The sequence below is a fragment of the Streptosporangium sp. G11 genome (genome assembly GCF_051192615.1).
GTDB lineage: Bacteria > Actinomycetota > Actinomycetes > Streptosporangiales > Streptosporangiaceae > Streptosporangium.
The window spans coordinates 46,855-66,319 of the sequence record NZ_JBPJUQ010000045.1 but is presented as its reverse complement, the minus strand read 5'-3'; the positions used below and the strand labels follow the sequence as shown (position 1 = coordinate 66,319).

The 19,465-nt window shown below is 72.1% G+C and carries 20 protein-coding genes; 13 read left to right on the top strand and 7 right to left on the bottom strand.

Annotated features, from left to right (window positions below; translation table 11 throughout):
• Positions 1–294 precede the first annotated feature (294 nt).
• The 3 genes from ACSDR0_RS32480 (at position 295) to ACSDR0_RS32470 (ending at position 2,483) form a co-directional block, all read left to right on the top strand.
• Positions 295–873, top strand: coding sequence for an NADPH-dependent FMN reductase (locus ACSDR0_RS32480; RefSeq protein WP_435292732.1), 579 nt, complete (start codon positions 295–297; stop codon positions 871–873).
• 165 nt (positions 874–1,038) lie between these two features.
• Positions 1,039–1,584 carry a hypothetical protein gene (locus ACSDR0_RS32475; RefSeq protein ID WP_435292731.1) on the top strand — a complete coding sequence of 182 codons (546 nt, stop codon included), beginning with the start codon at positions 1,039–1,041 and terminating at the stop codon, positions 1,582–1,584.
• Between the two features lie 23 nt (positions 1,585–1,607).
• Complete coding sequence (locus ACSDR0_RS32470) at positions 1,608–2,483, top strand: diacylglycerol/lipid kinase family protein (protein ID WP_435292730.1); 876 nt, start codon at positions 1,608–1,610, stop codon at positions 2,481–2,483.
• Positions 2,484–2,584: 101 nt separating this feature from the next.
• On the opposite strand, the gene pgm is transcribed toward ACSDR0_RS32470, so the two are convergent.
• Positions 2,585–4,222: a phosphoglucomutase (alpha-D-glucose-1,6-bisphosphate-dependent) gene (gene pgm, locus ACSDR0_RS32465; protein WP_435292729.1), complete on the bottom strand. Its 1,638-nt coding sequence runs from the start codon at positions 4,220–4,222 to the stop codon at positions 2,585–2,587.
• A 284-nt stretch (positions 4,223–4,506) separates the two neighbouring features.
• Between pgm and ACSDR0_RS32460 the strand changes: the two genes are divergently transcribed.
• The 3 genes from ACSDR0_RS32460 to ACSDR0_RS32450 are packed head-to-tail and all read left to right on the top strand — an operon-like array spanning position 4,507 to position 7,358.
• Positions 4,507–5,451, top strand: a complete 945-nt coding sequence (locus ACSDR0_RS32460) for an ROK family protein (protein WP_435292728.1) — start codon at positions 4,507–4,509, stop codon at positions 5,449–5,451.
• Between the two features lie 57 nt (positions 5,452–5,508).
• A complete protein-coding gene (locus tag ACSDR0_RS32455) occupies positions 5,509–6,258 on the top strand; it encodes a sugar phosphate isomerase/epimerase family protein (protein ID WP_435292727.1) in 750 nt (249 codons plus the stop codon).
• The gene (locus tag ACSDR0_RS32450) at positions 6,255–7,358 is read left to right on the top strand and encodes a Gfo/Idh/MocA family protein (protein ID WP_435292726.1); all 1,104 of its coding nucleotides are present in this window, start codon (positions 6,255–6,257) and stop codon (positions 7,356–7,358) included. Before ACSDR0_RS32455 ends, ACSDR0_RS32450 begins: the two co-directional genes overlap by 4 nt.
• A gap of 105 nt (positions 7,359–7,463) precedes the next feature.
• Here the strand turns inward: ACSDR0_RS32450 and ACSDR0_RS32445 are convergent, their stop codons facing one another.
• Positions 7,464–7,679 (bottom strand): hypothetical protein, encoded by a 216-nt coding sequence (locus ACSDR0_RS32445; protein ID WP_435292725.1) that lies wholly within the window; start codon positions 7,677–7,679, stop codon positions 7,464–7,466.
• 17 nt (positions 7,680–7,696) lie between these two features.
• On the opposite strand from ACSDR0_RS32445, the gene ACSDR0_RS32440 reads away from it, so the two are divergent.
• Together ACSDR0_RS32440 and ACSDR0_RS32435 are read left to right on the top strand one after the other, a co-directional pair.
• Positions 7,697–8,332, top strand: coding sequence for a hypothetical protein (locus ACSDR0_RS32440; protein WP_435292724.1), 636 nt, complete (start codon positions 7,697–7,699; stop codon positions 8,330–8,332).
• Between the two features lie 138 nt (positions 8,333–8,470).
• Positions 8,471–9,697, top strand: a complete 1,227-nt coding sequence (locus tag ACSDR0_RS32435; protein ID WP_435292723.1) for an NAD(P)/FAD-dependent oxidoreductase — start codon at positions 8,471–8,473, stop codon at positions 9,695–9,697.
• 18 nt (positions 9,698–9,715) lie between these two features.
• Here ACSDR0_RS32435 and ACSDR0_RS32430 read toward each other — a convergent pair whose 3' ends face one another.
• Positions 9,716–10,177, bottom strand: coding sequence for a PPOX class F420-dependent oxidoreductase (locus tag ACSDR0_RS32430; RefSeq protein ID WP_435292722.1), 462 nt, complete (start codon positions 10,175–10,177; stop codon positions 9,716–9,718).
• A gap of 209 nt (positions 10,178–10,386) precedes the next feature.
• On the opposite strand from ACSDR0_RS32430, the gene ACSDR0_RS32425 reads away from it, so the two are divergent.
• Positions 10,387–11,061: a fasciclin domain-containing protein gene (locus ACSDR0_RS32425; RefSeq protein WP_435292721.1), complete on the top strand. Its 675-nt coding sequence runs from the start codon at positions 10,387–10,389 to the stop codon at positions 11,059–11,061.
• 384 nt (positions 11,062–11,445) lie between these two features.
• Positions 11,446–13,098, top strand: a complete 1,653-nt coding sequence (locus ACSDR0_RS32420) for a RecQ family ATP-dependent DNA helicase (RefSeq protein ID WP_435292720.1) — start codon at positions 11,446–11,448, stop codon at positions 13,096–13,098.
• A 136-nt stretch (positions 13,099–13,234) separates the two neighbouring features.
• Here ACSDR0_RS32420 and ACSDR0_RS32415 read toward each other — a convergent pair whose 3' ends face one another.
• From ACSDR0_RS32415 to ACSDR0_RS32405, 3 genes are all read right to left on the bottom strand, one after another.
• Positions 13,235–14,053, bottom strand: a complete 819-nt coding sequence (locus tag ACSDR0_RS32415) for an SAM-dependent methyltransferase (RefSeq protein ID WP_435292719.1) — start codon at positions 14,051–14,053, stop codon at positions 13,235–13,237.
• Positions 14,054–14,161: 108 nt separating this feature from the next.
• A complete protein-coding gene (locus tag ACSDR0_RS32410; RefSeq protein WP_435292718.1) occupies positions 14,162–14,977 on the bottom strand; it encodes an SAM-dependent methyltransferase in 816 nt (271 codons plus the stop codon).
• 218 nt (positions 14,978–15,195) lie between these two features.
• Positions 15,196–15,699, bottom strand: coding sequence for an ATP-binding protein (locus ACSDR0_RS32405; protein WP_435292717.1), 504 nt, complete (start codon positions 15,697–15,699; stop codon positions 15,196–15,198).
• A 231-nt stretch (positions 15,700–15,930) separates the two neighbouring features.
• Here ACSDR0_RS32405 and ACSDR0_RS32400 point away from each other — a divergent pair, with 231 nt between their 5' ends.
• The 3 genes from ACSDR0_RS32400 to ACSDR0_RS32390 all read left to right on the top strand — a co-directional run bounded on the left by ACSDR0_RS32400 (position 15,931) and on the right by ACSDR0_RS32390 (position 18,839).
• On the top strand, positions 15,931–16,167 hold the full coding sequence (locus ACSDR0_RS32400; protein WP_435292716.1) for a DUF397 domain-containing protein: 237 nt from the start codon (positions 15,931–15,933) through the stop codon (positions 16,165–16,167).
• Between the two features lie 127 nt (positions 16,168–16,294).
• Positions 16,295–17,212 carry a helix-turn-helix domain-containing protein gene (locus ACSDR0_RS32395; RefSeq protein WP_435292715.1) on the top strand — a complete coding sequence of 306 codons (918 nt, stop codon included), beginning with the start codon at positions 16,295–16,297 and terminating at the stop codon, positions 17,210–17,212.
• Positions 17,213–17,309: 97 nt separating this feature from the next.
• Positions 17,310–18,839, top strand: coding sequence for an SDR family oxidoreductase (locus ACSDR0_RS32390; RefSeq protein ID WP_435292714.1), 1,530 nt, complete (start codon positions 17,310–17,312; stop codon positions 18,837–18,839).
• A gap of 19 nt (positions 18,840–18,858) precedes the next feature.
• Here the strand turns inward: ACSDR0_RS32390 and ACSDR0_RS32385 are convergent, their stop codons facing one another.
• On the bottom strand, positions 18,859–19,404 hold the full coding sequence (locus ACSDR0_RS32385) for a TetR/AcrR family transcriptional regulator (protein ID WP_435292713.1): 546 nt from the start codon (positions 19,402–19,404) through the stop codon (positions 18,859–18,861).
• Positions 19,405–19,465: the final 61 nt, after the last annotated feature.

Sequence of the window (19,465 nt, the reverse complement as noted above, 5' to 3'; positions counted from 1 at the left end):
TTCGCGAACGATACGCCTGATCATGTTCGTCGCCCCTCGCTGAGGGCAGGCCCCCGAGTGTGATGGAGCGTGAGGTTCGCCGGCACCGCCGTCGCGGCGCCGACCTGCGGAAGCGTGATCGCCGTTCTGGGGTTCGTGAGCGGGGCGGCGCGACCGGTACCGCGAGCGGACCTCTCTCTCCGCGCCACGATGGCGCCGAATAGCGGTTTTTGTCGGTGAGCTCGGGGACCGCCCCGCTGACGGCCGCGACCGCGTGACCGAAGGCGGGACCTCCCTCGCTCGTAACGTCGCGGCATGGCGACAGAGATGGGGCCGGTGATGAGGATCGTTGGGATCGCGGGAAGCCTTCGCCCGGGGGCGTACGTGTGGAGGCTCCTGGAGGCGGCGGCGCGGGAACTGCCCGCGACGGTGGACTTCGAGATCTGGCGGGGCCTGGAACAGGTGCCGCCCTTCGAGGACGGCGAGCTTCCGCGGCCGGTGGTGGATCTGTGGCACCGCCTCTCCGCCGCGGACGCCGCGCTGATCACCGCGCCGGCGCACAGCGCGGTCCCGCCGCAGCTGGGACACACGCTCGACTGGATCTCGTCCGCCCGCGGCGGCGCGGTCCTGGTGGGCAAGCCGGTGGGCGTGGTGACCGCCTGCCCGCGCGCCCACGAGGGGATGTGGACGCAGATCCAGCTGCGCAGGGCCCTCGGCGCGGCGGGCGCGGTGGTGTGCGGCGCGGAACTGGCCGTGTCCCCGGCTCCGGACCGGTTCGACGCCGGCGGCAGGCTCGCCGACCAGGGCTACCGGAACCGGCTCCGCGACGTGCTGGACGAGATCTGCTCCCCGTCCCTCGCCAGGGCCGGCTCTGTCGGCGGATCCGTCGTGTGAGATCCGCCCGGCCGCTCGCCGGGGCCCTCGGGCCCCGGTCCTCGGGATCCGCCGTACGGGGCCCGCGATCCCGCCGTACGGCCCCGAGCGCCCTCGCCCCCCACCGGGCCCCGGGAGGCGACCGCCGCGTCGGGCGCCACGAAGGGATGTGGAAGGGAGGCAGCCGTGGGGAGATCCGGCCAGGAGGTGGCGCTGCGAGCCCTTGGCGCGGCGCTTGACACGCACGCGCCGACGGTCAGGCACGGCGTCAGGACGTTTCCCGAGGGCACGCCGTTCCTGTGGCTGACCGTTCCCCGCGCGGGAGGCGCCGTCGTCTTCCTCGAAGACCGTCACTGGATCTGCCTGAGCGAGCCCGAGCGGGGCGGGGTGACCGTCCAGCTCGTCGCCGGCGGGGTCGACGACGATCCAGCCCTCGTCGTGGAGCGCCTCATGGCCGTCATGACGCCGGTGCCCCGCGCCGCGGGGGGCCTGTCACACGCGCTGAGGGTGGGGTTGCTCGGTCTCGCCGGGGGCGCGGGCGCGGGGCTGCTGGCCGCGCTGCTCATGGCCGTCCTCGTGGCAGGCAACGGCTACACCTCGGACACGACGATCCGCGTGGTGTACGTGCTGGCCGCGCTGATCGGCGTCGCGGCCGGGCTCTGGGTCTCCCTGCGCTGGTGGCGGATGAACAGGGACCCGCGTGATCGGGACTCCCGGGGGCAGGGACCGTAGGGACGATCACGTGGAGGAACGACATGGCCGAGCTGCTGGCGGTTTACAACGAGAGCGCGGGGAGCGCCGACGAGGAGGTCAGGACCGCCGCCCTCGAAACGCTGCGCGGCGGCGGTGCCGACGTGATCGAGGCGCCCGTCGGGGAGAAGGACCTGGACGAGATGCTCGACGCCTGTCCCGGCAGAGACGTGGTCGTGCTGGGCGGTGACGGCACGCTGCACGTGGTGGTCGCCACCCTGCACCGGCGCGGCGAGCTGGACGCCCGCACGGTGGGGCTCGTCCCGCTGGGCACCGGCAACGACTTCGCCCGCGGCCTGGGCATCCCGCTGGACCCGCCGGTGGCGGCCCGCGTCGTGCTCGCCGGACGGCCCCAGCCGCTCGACCTCCTGGTGGACGACGAGGGCGGGGTCGTCGTCAACATGGTCCACCTCGGCATAGGCGCCGAGGCGTCCGAGGACGCCACGCCGCTCAAGCCGGTGCTCGGGCGGCTCGCCTACGCGGCGGGAGCGCTGCTCGCGGGCGTGCGAAGCCCCGGCTGGCGGCTGCGCGTCACCGTGGACGGCCGCTCCGTCGGCGACGGGCGCCCGGTGCTCATGGTCGGTGTCGGCAACGGCGTCACCATCGGTGGCGGCACCCCGCTGGCCCCCCGGGCCAGGCCCGACGACGGCATGGCCGACGTCGTCGTCTCGCAGACGACCGGCCCGCTGGACAGGCTCGTCTACGCCCTCAGGCTGCGCAGGGGAACCCATCCCGGGCTGCGCGACGTGATCACCACTCGCGGCGGGGAGGTGACCGTGGAGGGCGACCCGGTCCCGGTGAACGCCGACGGCGAGCTGACGGGCCGGATCACCCGGCGCCGCTGGACGGTCCTGCCCGCCGCCTGGCGCATGTTCACCTGAGACCGCACCCGCCGGTCGTACGCCTACGTCGTCGAGACCGCGCACCTCGGTCGTACGTCGTCGCCGTCGAGGCCGCGTCCGCTGGTTGCGGGCCGTCGCCGTCAGCCCAGGGACGCCGAGACCAGGTCGCGCGCCTCCTGTTGCACCTGCTCCAGGTGCTCGGGGCCCTTGAAGGACTCGGCGTAGATCTTGTACACGTCCTCGGTGCCGGAGGGGCGGGCGGCGAACCAGGCGTTCTCGGTGGAGACCTTGAGCCCGCCGAGGGCGGCGCCGTTGCCGGGGGCCGAGGTGAGCACCTGGGTGATCTCCTCGCCGGCGAGGCTGCTCGCGGTGACCTGCTCGGCCGAGAGCTTGGCGAGCACCGCCTTCTCCTCCCGGGTCGCGGGGGCGTCGACGCGGGCGTAGGCGGGGTCGCCGAACCTGGACACCAGGTCGCGGTAGTGCTCGCTCGGCGAGCGGCCCGTGGTCGCGATGATCTCCGAGGCGAGCAGCGCCAGGATCAGGCCGTCCTTATCGGTGGTCCACACCGAGCCGTCGCGCCGCAGGAACGACGCCCCGGCGCTCTCCTCGCCGCCGAAGCCCAGCGAGCCGTCCAGCAGGCCCGGCACGAACCACTTGAACCCGACGGGGACCTCCATCAGCCGCCTGCCCAGGTCGGCGGCCACCCGGTCGATCATGCCGCTGCTCACCAGCGTCTTGCCGACCCCGGCGCCGGCGGGCCAGCCGGGCCGGTGGGAGTAGAGGTGGGAGATCGCCACGGCGAGGTAGTGGTTGGGGTTCATCAGCCCCCCGTCGGGCGTGACGACGCCGTGCCGGTCGGCGTCGGCGTCGTTGCCCGTGGAGACGTCGAAGGCGTCGCGGTTGGCGATGAGCGAGGCCATCGCGTACGGCGACGAGCAGTCCATCCGGATCTTGCCGTCCCAGTCCAGCGTCATGAACCGCCACGTCGGATCGGTCAGCGGGTTGATCACCGTCAGGTCCAGCCGGTGCCGCTCGGCGATCTCCCCCCAGTACGCGACGCTCGCCCCGCCCAGCGGGTCGGCGCCGATGCGCACCCCCGCCTCACGGACGGCGTCGAGGTCCAGCACCGAGGGCAGGTCGTCCACGTAGTGGCCGAGGAAGTCGTAGCGGCCGGTCGTGTCGGCGGCCAGCGCCCGGGTGTACGGGACCCGCCTGACCTCCTTCAGGCCGTCGGCGATCAGCGCGTTGGCCCGGTCCTGGATCCACGAGGTGGCGTCGGTGTCGGCCGGGCCGCCGTGCGGCGGGTTGTACTTGAAACCGCCGTCGCCGGGCGGGTTGTGCGAGGGGGTCACCACCACGCCGTCGGCCCGTCCCGAGGAGCGCCCCCGGTTGTGGGCCAGGATCGCGTGGGAGACCGCGGGGGTCGGGGTGTAGCCGTCCCGGCTGTCGATCATGACCGTCACCCCGTTGGCCGCGAAGACCTCCAGCGCCGACACCTGGGCCGGTTCCGACAGCGCGTGGCTGTCGGCGCCGAGGAACAGCGGGCCGTCGATCCCCTGCGCCGCCCGGTACTCCACGATGGCCTGGCTGGTCGCGAGGATGTGGTCCTCGTTGAACGCGACGTTCAGCGAGGAGCCCCGGTGCCCCGAGGTTCCGAACGCCACCCGCTGGCCCACCTCGCCCGGGTCGGGATGCAGGGCGTAGTAGGAGGTCACCAGGCGGGCCACGTCGACCAGGTCGGACGGCCTGGCGGGCTGTCCCGCGTGTTCGTGCGTCATCGCAGTCTCCTCACATCACACCTGAGCTAACCGTATCTGCCCTTAAATCGGATAAGCCTGCACAGCCCATGGGGAGCTTGTGGCGAACCGGTTGTCCCCGCACTCCCCGTATGCCGTTGACAACGTTGTCATCGTCGTCGTACCTTCACCCTGTTTGCCTGGTCACTTGGGGAACGCACCCTTTGTGCCATCGATCACCGGAGGATCTTCTTGCACAGCCGCCTGGTGGCCCCGATGGCCGCCTGCCCTCCCGCCGCGCTCCGTCACGCCGGGCGGGCCGACAGGTGACCGCCCTCGCGATCGACATCGGCGGCACCAAGTTCGCCGCGGCGCTGGTCCGGCCGGACGGGACCGTGGCACGAAGGGTGGAGGTGCCGGTCGGCCCCGACCCCGAGGCGACGCTGGTCTCCCTCATCCACGACATCCGTGACGCCGACGACATCGGTGAGGACACCGTCACCACCGCCGGTGGCGACGGCATCGGGGACCTGATCGGGGTCGGCATCGGCTCCGCCGGTCCCCTCGACGCCGTCGCCGGCACGGTCAGCCCGGTCAACATCCCCGCCTGGCGCGACTTCCCGCTGGCCGGCACGGTGAGCGAGCTCCTTCCCGGCCTTCCCGTCGTGCTCGCCGGAGACGCGCAGTGCATGGCGCTGGGGGAGTGGTGGCGGGGCGGCCACTCGCGCTCCCGCGCCCTGCTGGGCATCGTGGTGTCCACCGGCGTGGGCGGGGGCCTGGTCCTCGGCGGGGTGCCGTACGTGGGACCGACCGGAAACGCCGGGCACATCGGGCACATCGCCGTGGACCGCGACGGGGAGCTCTGTCCCTGCGGGGCGATCGGCTGCCTGGAGACCACCGCCAGCGGGCCGAGCATGGTCCGCTGGGCGCTGGCGAACGGCTGGAGCGCCCCCGGCGCGCATCCCGACGCCCGCGCGCTCTCGGCCGACGCCGCGCGCGGGGTGCCCGTCGCCCAGCTGGCCTTCCAGCGGGCCGCCGACGCGCTGGCCGTGGCGATCCTCACCACGGCGGCGCTCTTCGACCTCGACGACGTCGTCATCGGGGGCGGCGTGTCCGGGGCGGGGGAGACCCTGCTCACCCCGCTGCGCCAGGCGGTCGCCAAGCGGGCGGGCCTCGGCTTCCTGCGCCGCCTGAACGTCGAACGTACCTCCCTGGAACGCGACGCCGGCCTGTACGGCGCCGCGGCCCTGGTCCTCCCCATCACCGGGTAGGAGGCCGCGTTCTCTCCTCCGCCCGCAGGCGGAGGTGTCCACGCCTAAGGAGAACTGATGAGCCCACTCGCCGTCCAGCTGTACTCCGTGCGCGAACAGGCGGCCGTCGACCGCCGCGCCGTGCTGCGCCGCATCGCCGACATGGGGTACACCGCGGTCGAGCCGTACGACGCGCACCTCGACCCGGAGGGTCTCCGCGACGACCTGCGGGAGGCCGGGCTCTCGGTGTGCAGCGTGCACGCCCCGCTCCTGGACGAGCGGCGCGCGGCCGCGCTGGCCGGGGCCGTCACCGTCGGCGCGGAGACCGTCATCGTGCCCGCCGCCCCCGCCGAGTGGTTCGCCGACCGGGAGGGGGTCGAGCTGGCGGCCAGGAACATCGGCGAGGCGGCCCGCGAGGCGGCCGACCACGGGCTGCGGCTCGGATACCACAACCACTGGTGGGAGCTGGAGCAGCGGGTGGACGGCCGTCCCGCGCTGGAGGTGCTGGCGGAGCTGCTGGACCCCTCGGTGCTGCTGGAGGTCGACCTCTACTGGGCGGCGACCGGCGGAGTCGACCCGTCGGAGCTGCTGACCCGGCTGGGCGAGCGGGTGAGCCACCTGCACGTCAAGGACGGCCCCGCCACCCAGGAGGGCCCGATGACCGCGGTCGGCTCCGGCCGGGTGCCCATCGTGGACGCGCTGAACACCGCGCCGGACGCGGTGCGGATCGTGGAACTCGACCACTGCGCCACCGACATGCTCCAGGCGCTGGCCGACAGCCACGCCTACCTGACCGGTCTCGCCGCCGCCGGGCGGGTGAGCCCGTGACCGGCCCGCTCGGGGTGGCGATCGTCGGCTGCGGCAACATCAGCCACCAGTACCTGGGCAATCTCACCTCCTTCCCCGGCGTGCGGGTGGTGGCGTGCGCCGACCTCGACCTGGACCGCGCCGGGGAGGTCGCCGCGCGGTACGGCGTGCCGGTGGCGACCTCCCCCGAGGAGGCGATCTCGCACCCCGACGTGGAACTGGTGGTCAACCTCACGGTCCCGTCCGCGCACGCCGAGGTGGCGCTCGCCGCCGTCCTGGCCGGGCGGCACGTCTACAACGAGAAGCCGTTCACGGTGGACAGGGAATCCGGCGCGCGGCTCGTCGAGGCCGCCGCGGCGGCGGGGGTGCTCCTGGGCAGCGCCCCCGACACCTTCCTGGGCGCCGGGCTGCAGACCGCGGCCCGGCTCGTCGCCGAGGGGGCCATCGGCACCCCGCTCACCGCTCTGGTCCTGTTCCAGACGCCGGGCCCCGAGGCGTGGCACCCCAGCCCCGAGTTCTTCTTCCAGCCGGGGGCCGGGCCGCTGTTCGACATGGGCCCCTACTACCTGACGACCCTGGTAACCCTGTTCGGCCCGGCGGCGCGGGTGGCCGCGGTCGGCCGCACGGCCAGGGACGAGCGGGTCGTCGGCTCCGGTCCCAAGGCCGGGACGCGTTTCCCCGTGGCGGTGCCCACCCACACGACCGCGCTCCTGGAGTTCGCCGCGGGACAGGCCGCCACGATGGTCTTCAGCTTCGACTCGCCGCTGCGCCGCGCCGGGTTCGTCGAGATCACCGGTACCGAGGCGACCATGCAGGTGCCCGACCCCAACACCTTCGGCGGCGAGGTCCGGCTGCGCCGGGCCGTCGACGACGAGTGGGTGCCGGTTCCCACCAAGGGCACCGAGGCCGGTCGCGGCCTGGGCGTGCTCGACATGGCCCAGGCCATCCGCGAGGGAAGGCCGCACCGGACCACCGGCGAGCTGGGCCTGCACGTCCTCGAGACGATGACCGCCATCGCGGAGTCCGCGGAGCGGGGCGAGTTCGTGGAGATCGGCAGCACCTGCCCGGTGCCCGCCCCGCTGCCCGAGGGGTGGGACCCGGCCGGGATCCGTTTCGACTGACGGTTCGGCCGACGGCTCGACTGACGGTTCGGCCGACGGCGAGGACGCGAGGGGCGGGCCGTTTCCCGGCCCGCTCCTCGAGGGCGCCCCGGCGGGGGCGGAGGGCTAGGGGGCCCGGTCCGCGGGGCCGACGATCCTCAGGCCGGCGCCGGGGGACTCCTTGGAGAGCTCGCCCGAGGACTCCTCCAGGCGGGCGCGGAGGCGGGTGCGGATCTCGTCCGGGGTGTACGCCTGCCGGCGGCGCTCGGCCCGCGCGATCACGACTCCGGTGGCCGCGACGCCCGCCACACCTGCCAGACCGAGTACCTTCCACCATCTCATGTGCCTACGCTATCGGAATGTCCGGCAAGAGCATCAGCCTCGATGAGGCCGTCAACCTGACCCGCACCGGCGACGTGTGGCTGTTCCGCGGTCGAACGGTGCCCGATCGAGCCATCCAGACCATGACGAACAGTCCCGTCAACCACGTCGGCATGTCGGTCGTCATCGACGACATGCCGCCCCTGATGTGGCACGCCGAGCTGGGGCGCTCCCTGCCCGACCTGTGGTCGGGAACCCACCAGCGCGGCGTCCAGCTGCACGACCTGCGGGAGGCGGTCACGGTCTGGGCCACCAGATACGGCCAGCGCGGCTGGCTGAGGCAGCTGGAGCCGCAGGCTCCGCACGAGATGGAGGACGCCGTCCTGCGCACCGTCGCCCGGCTGGACGGCACGCCCTTCCCGTCGACGGCCAGGCTCGCCGGCCGCTGGATGAAGGGACGGGTGCCCAAGATCTTCAAGCGGGGCGCGGAGGAGAGCGCTTTGGAGAGCGCCTACTGCGCCGAGGTCGTCGCGGTCACGTACGAGGCCATGGGGCTGCTGCCCGGAGGGCGGCGGCCGAACTGGTACGACCCCGGCCGCTTCTGGAGCGGTGACGACCTGGAGCTGACCGGAGGTTTCCGCCTCGGGGGAGAGATCACCGTGAAGCTCGGGTAGGCAGTACCTCGGGTAGGAGTACGAGAACGGAGCGGCGGGCGCAACCCCCGGCACCCGCCTCTCGAAGACATGGACGGCGGCCCCCTCACCCGGGGGAGTCCACGGGCTCCGTGCCGCCGTCGATCGGGGGGATGCGTCATGCCGGACACGGTGGTCATCGTCGGTGCGGGTCTCGCGGGTCTCGCGTGCGCCCTGCGGCTGCGTTCGGCGGGAGTGGAGGTCCGCGTCGTCGAGGCGGCGGACGAGGTGGGCGGCCGGGTACGCACCGACGTCGTGGACGGTTTCCGGCTGGACCGCGGCTTTCAGGTGTTCAACACCGCCTACCCGGAGGCCGCCCGGGTCCTCGACGTCGGCGCCTTGGACCTGCGCCCGATCCCGTCCGGCCTGATCTCCTTCGAGAGGGGGCGGCGGGAGCGGTTCATGCTGCCCTGGCGCCACCCGGGGCAGGCGCTCAGCGGGCTCCTGGCCGACGTGGGCTCCCCGGCCGACAAGGCGGCCCTGGCGGCGCTGACCGCGCGGGACGTGCTGCTGCCGGTGAGCCGGTTGCGCGACGGGCGCGAGCGCACCACGCGCGAGGAGCTGCGGCACTGGGGCGTCTCGCCGAGGATGGTCGAGAAGCTGATCCGCCCGTTCCTGTCGGGTGTCGTCCTGGAGCGGGAGCTGGAGACCTCCAGCCGTTTCTTCCACCTCATCTGGCGTGCTTTCGCCCGGGGAACGGTCGGGGTGCCCGCGCTCGGCATGGGGGAGATCACCCGCCAGCTCGCCGGCCGCCTGCCCCCGGAGGCGCTCGCGCTGGGCACCCCGGTCATCGCCGTGACCGAGGAGGGGGTGGAGACGGCCGGGGGCGTGACGATCCCGGCCCGCGCGGTGGTGGTGGCCACCGACCCCGCCATGGCCGCCGCCCTCTGTCCGGGGCTGGAGATCCCGGCGATGCGCTCGGTGACGACCTTCTACCACGCCGCCTCCCGCTCGCCGATGGACGACCCCACGCAGATCGTCGACGCGGAGGGCCACATCACCGACACCCTGGTCATCAGCGACGCCGCGCCCGGGTACGCCCCGGCGGGCCGGGCACTGGTCTCCACGTCGGTGCTGGGGGTCCTGTCCGACGCGGACGAGCCCCGGGTCAGGGCGCGGCTGTCGCAGATCTACGGGACGGACACCTCGGGCTGGGAGCACCTGGCGACGTACGCCGTCAAGGAGGCGCTGCCCGCGATGGTGCCGCCGTTCCCGCTGCGGCGCCCGGTGCGCTTCGCGCCGGGCCGCTACGTGTGCGGAGACCACCGCGACACCGGTTCGCAGCAGGGCGCCCTGGTCTCGGGGCGCCGGGCGGCCGACGCCGTCCTGGCCGCTCCGGGTGCGTGACCCGGGAGGCGACGCCCCTCAGGCCAGCCGGGCGGGGAAGCCGCCGGTGGCGATGGGACCCCAGCGTTCCGGGGTGACGCGCAGCAGCGACTTGCCCTGCCGTGTCATGGCCTCGCGGTACTCGTCCCAGTCGGGGTGCTCGCCGGAGATCGACCGGTAGTAGTCGACCAGCGGTTCGAGGGCCTCCGGCAGGTCGAGGACCTCGGCCGTGCCGTCCACCTGCACCCAGGGGCCGTCGAAGTCGTCCGACAGGACCACGACGCTGACCTGGGAGTCGCGGCGGGCGTTGGAGGCCTTGGCGCGCTCGGGATAGGTGGATATCACGATGCGGCCCTCGGCGTCGACGCCGCAGGTCACCGGGGACGCCTGTGGCCTGCCGTCGCGCCGTGCCGTGATGACCAGCGCGCGGTGGCGGTCACGGAGGAAATCCAGAAGCCGGTCGCGTGAGACGACCTCGTTGGTCGCGATCTTCGGGCTCATGATTCCCACTCTACGGGGGATAGGGGGCGCCCGAATTAACGCCCCGCCGAATGGAAAATAGCTATCTTTCTCGGGAGATATATGGTCAAGAGTCTTCTAGTGGGGCATTTAGCCCCAAATCCCAGGGAAATCTCCAACACAGGACATGAGTGGCTCGGGAACCCGCCGACGGACCCGGATGGCTCATCCGCCCAATCAAGGAGATAACCGTGAAGCAGAAGTCTCTTCTGGCATCGGCCCTGACCGTGCTCGCCCTGACCGCCGTCCCCGCCGCGCAGGCGGCCGCCGTCCCCGCGCACATCCTCTCCCCCACACCGCTTCCGACCGACAGCGCTTCGCCCACGGACTCCATGGCGCCCGGCGAGAGCCCCGCACCCACGGACGGCATGTCGCCCGAGCCTACGGGCGTGATGACGGAGCCGTTCGGTCCCGGGTGCGCGTCCCTGCCCGCCAGCGGCGAGGGCAGCCTCAGCGAGATGGCCTCGCAGCCGGTCGCCACCGCCGCCGCCTCCAACCCCACCCTGTCCACGCTGGCCCAGGCGATCGAGCAGGCCGGCCTGACCGAGACGCTCAACTCCGCCAAGGACATCACAGTGTTCGCGCCCACCAACGAGGCGTTCGCCAAGATCCCGAAGGACCGGCTCGACAAGCTCCTGGCCGACAAGGCGGAGCTGACCAAGGTCCTGACCTACCACGTCGTCGAGGGGAAGAAGACTCCGGAGGACCTGGCGAGCGGCGAGCTGACCACGATGCAGGGCGGCGCGCTGACCGTCAAGGGCTCAGGCGAGGACTTCACCGTCAACGACGCCAAGGTCCTCTGCGGCAACATCCAGACCTCCAACGCCACCGTCTACCTCGTCGACAAGGTGCTCATGCCGAAGTGACGAAGTGACGCGGTGCACACACGACGGCCGCGCCGGACGCGGTGAACGCGGTGGACACGAGGGCCGCGGCGGTCACGACGACCGCGGTGACCGTGGCGGTCACGACGACCGTCACGGTCCCGGTGGCCGTCGTGGACTGACGGGCCAGGTCGCGATCCGGCCGAAGGAGGGGTGCCCACGAGGGCGCCCCTCACCCGTGGCCTCTCACCCGCTTCGGCTCCCCGGTCTTCCCTCCGTCGTCCGACGTCCGCTACCTGTCGTCCGCCGCCCGTCAGGCTTTCCGCCCATACCCGTCTCGCACCCTTCGGCGATCAAGGGCGCATCGTGCGACTAGCGCCCCGATCTGCGGGTAACTGGCCGTCACACGGCGGGAAGGCGGAGGGCATGAGCATCAAGGACAGGTTCGGGCCGAGGGCGCGGAAACTGCGGGCGGTGGCCCGCAGGGTCTTCGGCTGGCAGGACCTGCGGCCCGGGCAGCTCGACGCCATGCGCCACCTGCTGGGCGGGGGCGACGCCCTCGTGGTCATGCCCACCGGCAGCGGCAAGTCGGCCGTCTACCAGGTCCCGGCCCTGCTGCTCGACGGGCCCACCGTCGTCGTCTCACCGCTCATCGCCCTCCAGCGCGACCAGGTCGCCGGGCTGGCCGAGGCCGACGCGGGCGGGGCGGTCGCGGTCAACTCCGCCCAGTCCGGCGGCGAGGCGTCCCTGGAGGCCGTACGCGCGGGCACGGCCGAATTCGTGTTCCTCTCACCCGAGCAGCTCGCCAAACCGGAGACGGTCGAGCGGCTGCGCGCCGCGCGTCCCTCGTTGATCGCCGTGGACGAGGCACACTGCGTGTCGGCGTGGGGCCACGACTTCCGGCCCGACTACCTGAGGCTGGGCCAGGTCATCGAGCGGCTGGGGCATCCGCCGGTGGTGGCGCTGACCGCCACGGCCGCCCCCGCGGTGCGCGAGGAGATCATCGCCGCCCTCGGCCTGAGGAACGTCCGTCAGATCGTGCGGGGCTTCGACCGGCCCAACATCGACCTGGAGGTGCGCCGCCTCGTCACCCAGGAGGACCTGAGGCGGGCGCTGGTGGAGGACGCGGCGTCCCGCTCCGGGCTCGGGCTGGTCTACGTCGCCACCCGCCGCGCCGCCGAGGAGTACGCCACCGCGCTGCGCGAGGCCGGTCGCAGGGCCGAGCCGTACCACGCGGGGATGAAAGCGGCCGAGCGCCACAGGATCCACGAGATGTTCCGCGACGACGAGCTGGACGTCGTGGTCGCGACCTCGGCGTTCGGCATGGGCATCGACAAGCCGGACGTGCGGTTCGTGCTGCACGCCGCCCCGCCGGAGTCGCCGGACTCCTACTACCAGGAGATCGGCCGTGCCGGGCGGGACGGCGAGCCCGCCGCCGCGGTGCTGTTCTACCGTTCGGAGGACCTCGGGCTGCGCAGGTTCTTCGCCGGGGGGCGTGCCGACGAGGAACTCCTGCTGCGGGTCGCCACGCTGGTGCACGAGCACGGCGGCACCGTGCCCGCCGGGGAGATGCGAACCCTGCTCGACGTCGGCGCCACCCGGCTCACCCGGCTGGTCAACCTGCTGGAGCGGGCGGGCGCCATCGAGGTCACCGGGGAGGGCGACCTGCGCTCGGTGCCCGAGGGTCCCGACCCCAAGGCGGCCACGGCGCGGGCCGTCGAGCTGGACGAAACCCGGCGCCGCATCGACGACTCCCGCATCGACATGATGCGCGCGTACGCGGAGACCACGGGCTGCCGCCGCCGCTTCCTGCTCGAATACTTCGGCGAGCCGCGCGAGCGCGGCTGCGAGGCCTGCGACACCTGCCGGGCGGGTCTCCCCGACGAGCCGGAGGCCGTGGCCGGGGCCGAGGACGGGGCGCCCTTCGCGATGCACGCCAAGGTGCGGCACAGCGCCTGGGGCCCGGGGATGGTGATGAGCAGGGAGAGCGACCGGATCACCGTGCTGTTCGACGAGGTCGGCTACAAGACGCTCTCCCTGGAGGCCGTCGAGCGCGACGACCTCCTGGTCGCGGGCTAGGCCGGGCGTGAGGGAGCCCACCGGGGCGGGCGTGAAAAACCCGCCGGTCGGGCGGGCGTGAGGGTCCGCCGGTCGGGTGGGCGCGAGGAACCTGTCGGCCGGGCGGGCGGTGAGGAGCCCGCCGGGCGCGGCCGGGTCAGCCCTTGACCTTGCGGGCCACCCCGCCCATCGTCCACGTCTTGTCGCGGCCCTGCGCGGCGAGCGGGTTGTCGGGGTTCCAGTGGCGCACGTAGACCAGGCCGGGATCGACCAGTTCCAGCCCGTCGAAGAAGCGCAGCACCTGCTCGCTCCGCCGCGAGGCGTCCTCGCCGCGGCCGAGGATCCGCTGGAAGATCTCGACCAGCGGGCCCTGGGCGTCCGGGCGCGTGTCGAAGACGACGTGGCCGATGGCGAAGTAACTGCCGACCGGCACCGTGTCGCGGAGGATGGCCACGCTCTTCTGCGGGTCGTCCTCGTCGGGGATGAACTGCAGGGCCGACAGGATCAGGACGGCCACCGGCAGGTCCAGGTCGACCAGGCGCAGCAGTTCCGGGTCGGTGAGCAGCTCGCGGGGGTGCAGGACATCGCCTTCGACGGCGGTGGTGTACGGGTTGGTGGCCAGCGTGGCGCGGGCGTGGGAGAGCACCACCGGGTCGTTGGAGACGTAGACCACGCGGGTGTCGGGCACGATCTCCTGGGCCACCTGGTGGACGTTGCGCCGGTTGGGCAGCCCGGAGCCGATGACGACGAACTGGGTCATGCCCTGCTCGACGAGATAGCGCACCACCCGGCCCAGGAAGGCCTGGGACTCGTACGTCATGGCCTTGACCTCGGGCGCGACGGCGAGCACCTCCTCGGCCGCCTTGCGGTCTGCGGCGAAGTTGTCCTTACCGTCCAGGAAGTAGTTGTTCATTCTGGCGATGTTGGGAACGCTGGTGTCCAGGCCCGCCCCCGGCCGCCGGGACGCGTCGCTCATGTGTCATCTCCTCTGTTGCCTGTTGTGACACTAAAGAACCGCGCGTTGTGTGAACAGATGTCAAGGCGCAGTTAATACATGAAAAACTCGGTTATTTGCCAAGAAAGCCTATTCCTTGCGGGCGACTCCGCCGACGACCCAGATGGAGTCCGGCCGGTGGGGCACCTCGCCCTCCGGCCGCCACTTGGGGATGTAGACGACACCCGGCTCGACCGGTTTCAGCCCGTCGAGGAAGAGCTCGACCTCGGCCTTGGTCCGCAGGTTCGCGCGGCGGGGACCGGTGATCGACCCGCTGTCCTGGAAGAGGGCGGCCAGCCTCGCGGTCCTGTCCGGACACAGATCCGAGACCGCGTGGGAGAGGGCCATGTAGCTGCCCGGCGCGACGGCCTTCTGCAGGGCGGCCGTGACCTGCATGGCCTCTACGTCGTCGGAGAGGTCGCTCAGGACCGAGAACAGCAGGATCGCCACGGGCTCGTCGAGGTCGACCAGATCGGTGAGACCGGGATGCGCCAGGAGCCGCTCCGGGTCGCGGATGTCCGCCTCGACGACGGTGGCCGGGTTGTTCTCCTTCAGGAGCGCCTGGGCGTGGACGACGACCATCGGATCGTTGTCGACGTAGACGACCCGCGCCTCGGGTGCGACGCCGCGCAGGATCTGGTGCACACTGCCCTGGGTCGGCAGGCCGCAGCCGATGTCGACGAACTGGCGTATGCCGGCCTCCACCAGGAACCGAACGGCGCGGCCGAGGAATCTGCGCCCCTCCCTCGACATGGCGGGAAGCTCGGGGGCGATCGAGAGCGCCGTCCGCGCGGCGGCGCGGTCGGTGGCGAAGTTGTCCTTGCCACCCAGGAAGTAGTCGGTTATCCGGCCCGCGTTCGGGATCGTGGGGTCGAACCTGAGGCGCTCAGGTTGTGGCGACGCCATGATGTCCTCCGTCCAGCCATGCGGTTCCAGCGGACAATATCGACCTTCCGCTCACGCTGTGCTGTATTTCTTGCCAGAGCCTCCTTCTGCTCATGTCACTTTTTGGGCACTCGACCGTCGATGCCCCGTTCCGCGTCTCCCTCGCCGCTGCCGGGCCGGGTGGCCCTCACGGCGCCGCGCCGCTGGTGGCGGACCTCCGGGCGGGCTCTCGCGTGTCGTCAGTGGCAGGCCTCCAGGTGGCGTTCCCCTCTCGGGGGCAGGGCGAAGGCCGCCCACACCGCCTTGCCGCGGGTCTCCAGCGGTGCCCAGCCCCACGTCTCGCTGACGCCGTCGACCAGCTGGAGTCCCCGGCCGTTCTCCGCCTCGTAGTCGGGCTCGCGCAGGCACGGGCCCTGGTCGCTGGGATCGGTGACCGCGCACAGCACCGAGCGCTCGGTGTGGCAGAGGATCACCTTGACCTCGGGAAAGGAACGGGCGTGCAGGACACCCCGCGTGCCGTGGCGTACGGCGTTGGTCACGAGCTCGGAGACCACGACACCGGTGTCGTCGATCAGCGGCTCCAGCTCCCAGGCTCGCAGGGCCCTGGTGGTGAACTCGCGGGCGGTCCGTGCCGCGCACGGGTCGTAGCGGAGGCTGCGCACGGCCATCTGTAACTGGCCGACGTGGTCCTCCTGACCGGCCCAGGGGGGCAGGACACTCGGGGGGAGTAGGTGATCAAGCATCGACAACCACCGTTCCCACCCTCCGATCTCAGCTCGGATGGGTGTGGCTTCATGTCTTTGGTAACCAGTCATCGGCGACCTTGGGGAGGGGGGCGATCGTATGGCGAGGTTGATCCGTCTAGTCATCTTGCCTTCCGTAATGTGCATAGGCAAGTACAGATGCACGTGCATCTGCACAAAAAGCCCTATGCTCGAGGTGTTGTTTCCCTCCCTAATCAGTGAGAGGCGAGGATGAACCAGCTGTACAACGGCATGTCGGCCGCCCTGATGGACGGTGTCGTCTGGCGCAAGAGCCACTTCAGCAACCCCAGTGGCAACTGTGTGGAACTCGCGGATCTCCCCGACGGCAGGGTCGCGATGCGCAACTCCCGCGACCCCGAGGGGCCCGCGCTGATCTACACCCGCCGCCAGGTCGGCGACTTCTTCCGCGGGGTGAAGGGCGGGGAGTTCGACGACCTGATCACCTGAAGGCCCGCGCTCATGGTTGAAGGCTAAAATTCTCTCTAGTCTGGGGAAGGTGAGCGGAGTACCGTGAAGGCTCGCGATCGCCACAAAGAGTGGGCAGAGGCTCGCGTTCCGCGCCCAGAGGACTGAGATGATCACACCTAACGCCGACGGCCGGCCGGTCAGTCCAACCTCCATGGCCGCGCCGCGCGGCAGTTCCACCGTGCTGCGGATCGTCCTGGGCGCACAGCTCCGCCGCCTGCGCGAGCAGCGGGGCATCACGCTGGAGGAGGCGGGCCACTCCATCCGCGCCTCGCACTCCAAGGTCAGCCGCATGGAGCTCGGCAGGGTCAGCTTCCGGATCAGGGACGTGGCCGACCTGCTCACCCTGTACGGGGTGACCGCCGACGCCGAGCGTGAGCCGCTGCTGTCCCTCGTCGAGAAGGCCAACGTCACCGGTTGGTGGCACAACTACAACGACGTGCTGCCCCCCTGGTTCGAGACGTACGTGGGCCTGGAGGAGTCGGCCACCGGCATCCGCAACTACGAGGTCCAGTTCGTGCCCGGCCTGCTGCAGAGCGAGGGCTACGCGCGGGCCGTCATCCAGCTAGGCTTCCCCTCGGCCTCCCCCGAGGAGCTGGACCGCAGGGTGAAGCTGCGCATGGCGCGCCAGCGGCTGCTGCACCGCGCGGAGCCGCCCCATCTGTGGGCCGTGCTGGACGAGGCCGTGTTGCGCCGCCCGCTCGGCGGGGTCCAGGCGATGTGCGAGCAGATCGACCACATCCTGCGGGCACTGGAGCTGCCCAACGTGACCGTCCAGATCGTGCCCTTCAGCGTCGGCGGCCACGCCGCGGCCGGAGGCCCCTTCAGCATCCTGCGGTTCTCCCAGCCCGACCTGCCGGACGTCGTCTACATGGAGCAGCTCACCAGCGCCGTCTACCTGGAGAAGCGCGAGGACGTCGACAGCTACCTGGAGGTCATGGAGCGCCTGTGCATCGAGGCCGAGCCGGTCACGCGCACCCGTGAGATCCTCCTGGAGATCCGCGAGGAGTTCCAGCGGAGGCTGTGATCCAAGAGCGGTGATCCAAGAGCGGTGAGCAAGGGGCCGCGGGCCCACGACGCGGCCCGGCCGCAACCGCCTGGCGGTACCGTACGAAGATGTTTGAATGAGAAGTCTCGTGACCGGCGTGACCGGATACATCGGGGGGCGCCTCGTCCCCGAACTGCTGGACGCGGGGCACGAGGTCCGCTGCATGGTGAGGTCGGCCGGCCGCCTGCGCGACCAGCCGTGGGCCTCCCAGGTCGAGGTCGCCCAGGCCGACGCGGCCGACGCCGAGCAGGCGGCCAGGGCCCTGGAGGGCATCGACGTCGTTTACTACCTGATCCACACGATGGGCGGGGGAAGCGACTTCGCCGCCGCCGACCGTGAGGCGGCCACCACCTTCGCCGCCGCGTGCGAGCGCGCGGGGGTCCGCCGCGTCGTCTACCTCGGCGGCCTCGCGCCGGACGAGAAGCTCTCGCCGCACATGAGCTCCCGCGTCGAGGTGGGGGAGATCTTCCTGCGCTCCTCGGTGCCCGCGGTGGTGCTGCGGGCGGCGGTCATCATCGGGTCCGGCTCCGCCTCCTTCGAGATGCTGCGCTACCTCACCGAGCGGCTGCCCGTGATGACGACGCCGCGGTGGGTCGGCACCAGGACGCAGCCCATCGCGATCCGCGACGTGCTGCGCTACCTCGTGGCCTGGGCCTCCGTCGAGGGGGAGGTGAACCGCTCCTTCGACATCGGCGGCCCGGACGTGCTCACCTACGCCGACATGATGCGGGTCTACGCGGAGGTCGCCGGGCTGCCCCGCCGGCTGATCATCCCGGTCCCGCTGCTCAGTCCAGGCCTGTCGAGCCACTGGGTGGGGCTGGTCACGCCCGTCCCCGCGGGGCTGGCCCGCCCGCTGGTGGAGTCGCTGCGCAATGAGGCCGTCTGTGGCGAGCACGACATCGCCCGCTACGTCGAGGACCCGCCCGGCGGCCTGGTCGGGCTGAGGCGGGCGGTCGAACTCGCCCTCCAGCGCATCAAGGAGGCCAAGGTCATCACCCGCTGGTCCTCGGCCTCCGTCCCCGGCGCGCCGAGTGACCCGCTGCCCACCGACCCCGACTGGGCGGGCGGCAGCCTGTACGTGGACGCGCGGGCCCGCCGGGTCGACGCCGCACCGGAGGTTCTGTGGGCGGTCGTCGAGGCCGTCGGCGGCGAGGTGGGCTGGTACTCCCTGCCCCTGGCCTGGCGCCTGCGCGGCCTCCTCGACCGGCTCGTCGGCGGCGTGGGCCTGCGCAGGGGGCGTCGCGACCCCCGGCGGCTCTGGGTGGGCGACTCGGTCGACTTCTGGCGGGTCGAGGAGGTCGAGCGGGGGCGCCTGCTGCGGCTGCGCGCGGAGATGCGCCTGCCCGGTCTCGCCTGGCTGGAGATGCGGGTGCTCACGCACCGGGGCGAGACCGTCTACGGCCAGCGGGCGATCTTCCATCCCCACGGCCTGGCCGGGCACCTCTACTGGTGGGCGATCGCGCCCTTCCACGGCCTGATCTTCGGGCCGATGCTGCGCAACGTGGCGAGGGCCGCCGAGCGCGGCGGCCTGCCCGAGTCCGGGCTCTTCCCGGCCGCTCCCGGCGCTTTCCGGGACGGTGGCCCGAAGGACGCCGTCCCCACCTGACCGGTGATCCGGCCGTTCGTCACCTCTCGCCCTCGCGGGCCACGAGGACGTCGACGATGTCCTCGTACCCGATCCCCTTGTGCGTGAACTGCCCCGCCACCGCGAACTCCGCGAGGCCGTGGGCGGTCGAGAGCAGGGCCATCACCCGGGCCTTGGGCGCGGGCCCGTCCCAGGGGCCCTCCATGCCGAGCGCGGTCGTCACCTGGTCGATCGCCGTCTCCAGCTCCGGGTGGTGCCCGGCGAGGAACTCCGCGGCGAACACCAGCCGGTATTCCTCGGGGTGCGTCGTGGCGTACTCGACATAGCTCAGGTAGAAGGCCCGCAGCCGGTCGCGCGGGCCCGCGCCCTCCAGGATCGCCGCGGCGACGTGCGTGCTGAGGTCGGTGATGACCTGGACGGCGAGTGCCGCCAGCAGCGCGGTCTTGTCGGTGAAGTGCCGGTAGGGGGCCGTGCGGGACAGGCCGGTCAGGTCGCCGACGGCGCGCAGCGTCACGGCGTCGAGGCCCTCCTCGCGCAGCAGTCTCAGCGCGCTCTTGACCAGGCGGCTCCTGGTGTCGTCCACCACGTGGGTCCCCCTTCCCCGGCATCGCGTGTTGACAACGTCAACGTACCTGGTTGACACTGTC

What these genes read in the sequence shown, in the direction of transcription:
- ACSDR0_RS32480 (WP_435292732.1), top strand. Translation starts at nt 295, where the DNA reads ATGGCGACAGAGATGGGGCCGGTGATGAGGATCGTTGGGATCGCGGGA.
- ACSDR0_RS32470 (WP_435292730.1), top strand. Translation starts at nt 1,608, where the DNA reads ATGGCCGAGCTGCTGGCGGTTTACAACGAGAGCGCGGGGAGCGCCGAC.
- pgm (WP_435292729.1), bottom strand. Translation starts at nt 4,222, where the DNA reads ATGACGCACGAACACGCGGGACAGCCCGCCAGGCCGTCCGACCTGGTC.
- ACSDR0_RS32455 (WP_435292727.1), top strand. Translation starts at nt 5,509, where the DNA reads ATGAGCCCACTCGCCGTCCAGCTGTACTCCGTGCGCGAACAGGCGGCC.
- ACSDR0_RS32445 (WP_435292725.1), bottom strand. Translation starts at nt 7,679, where the DNA reads ATGAGATGGTGGAAGGTACTCGGTCTGGCAGGTGTGGCGGGCGTCGCG.
- ACSDR0_RS32440 (WP_435292724.1), top strand. Translation starts at nt 7,697, where the DNA reads ATGTCCGGCAAGAGCATCAGCCTCGATGAGGCCGTCAACCTGACCCGC.
- ACSDR0_RS32435 (WP_435292723.1), top strand. Translation starts at nt 8,471, where the DNA reads ATGCCGGACACGGTGGTCATCGTCGGTGCGGGTCTCGCGGGTCTCGCG.
- ACSDR0_RS32430 (WP_435292722.1), bottom strand. Translation starts at nt 10,177, where the DNA reads ATGAGCCCGAAGATCGCGACCAACGAGGTCGTCTCACGCGACCGGCTT.
- ACSDR0_RS32420 (WP_435292720.1), top strand. Translation starts at nt 11,446, where the DNA reads ATGAGCATCAAGGACAGGTTCGGGCCGAGGGCGCGGAAACTGCGGGCG.
- ACSDR0_RS32415 (WP_435292719.1), bottom strand. Translation starts at nt 14,053, where the DNA reads ATGAGCGACGCGTCCCGGCGGCCGGGGGCGGGCCTGGACACCAGCGTT.
- ACSDR0_RS32410 (WP_435292718.1), bottom strand. Translation starts at nt 14,977, where the DNA reads ATGGCGTCGCCACAACCTGAGCGCCTCAGGTTCGACCCCACGATCCCG.
- ACSDR0_RS32405 (WP_435292717.1), bottom strand. Translation starts at nt 15,699, where the DNA reads ATGCTTGATCACCTACTCCCCCCGAGTGTCCTGCCCCCCTGGGCCGGT.
- ACSDR0_RS32400 (WP_435292716.1), top strand. Translation starts at nt 15,931, where the DNA reads ATGAACCAGCTGTACAACGGCATGTCGGCCGCCCTGATGGACGGTGTC.
- ACSDR0_RS32395 (WP_435292715.1), top strand. Translation starts at nt 16,295, where the DNA reads ATGATCACACCTAACGCCGACGGCCGGCCGGTCAGTCCAACCTCCATG.
- ACSDR0_RS32390 (WP_435292714.1), top strand. Translation starts at nt 17,310, where the DNA reads ATGAGAAGTCTCGTGACCGGCGTGACCGGATACATCGGGGGGCGCCTC.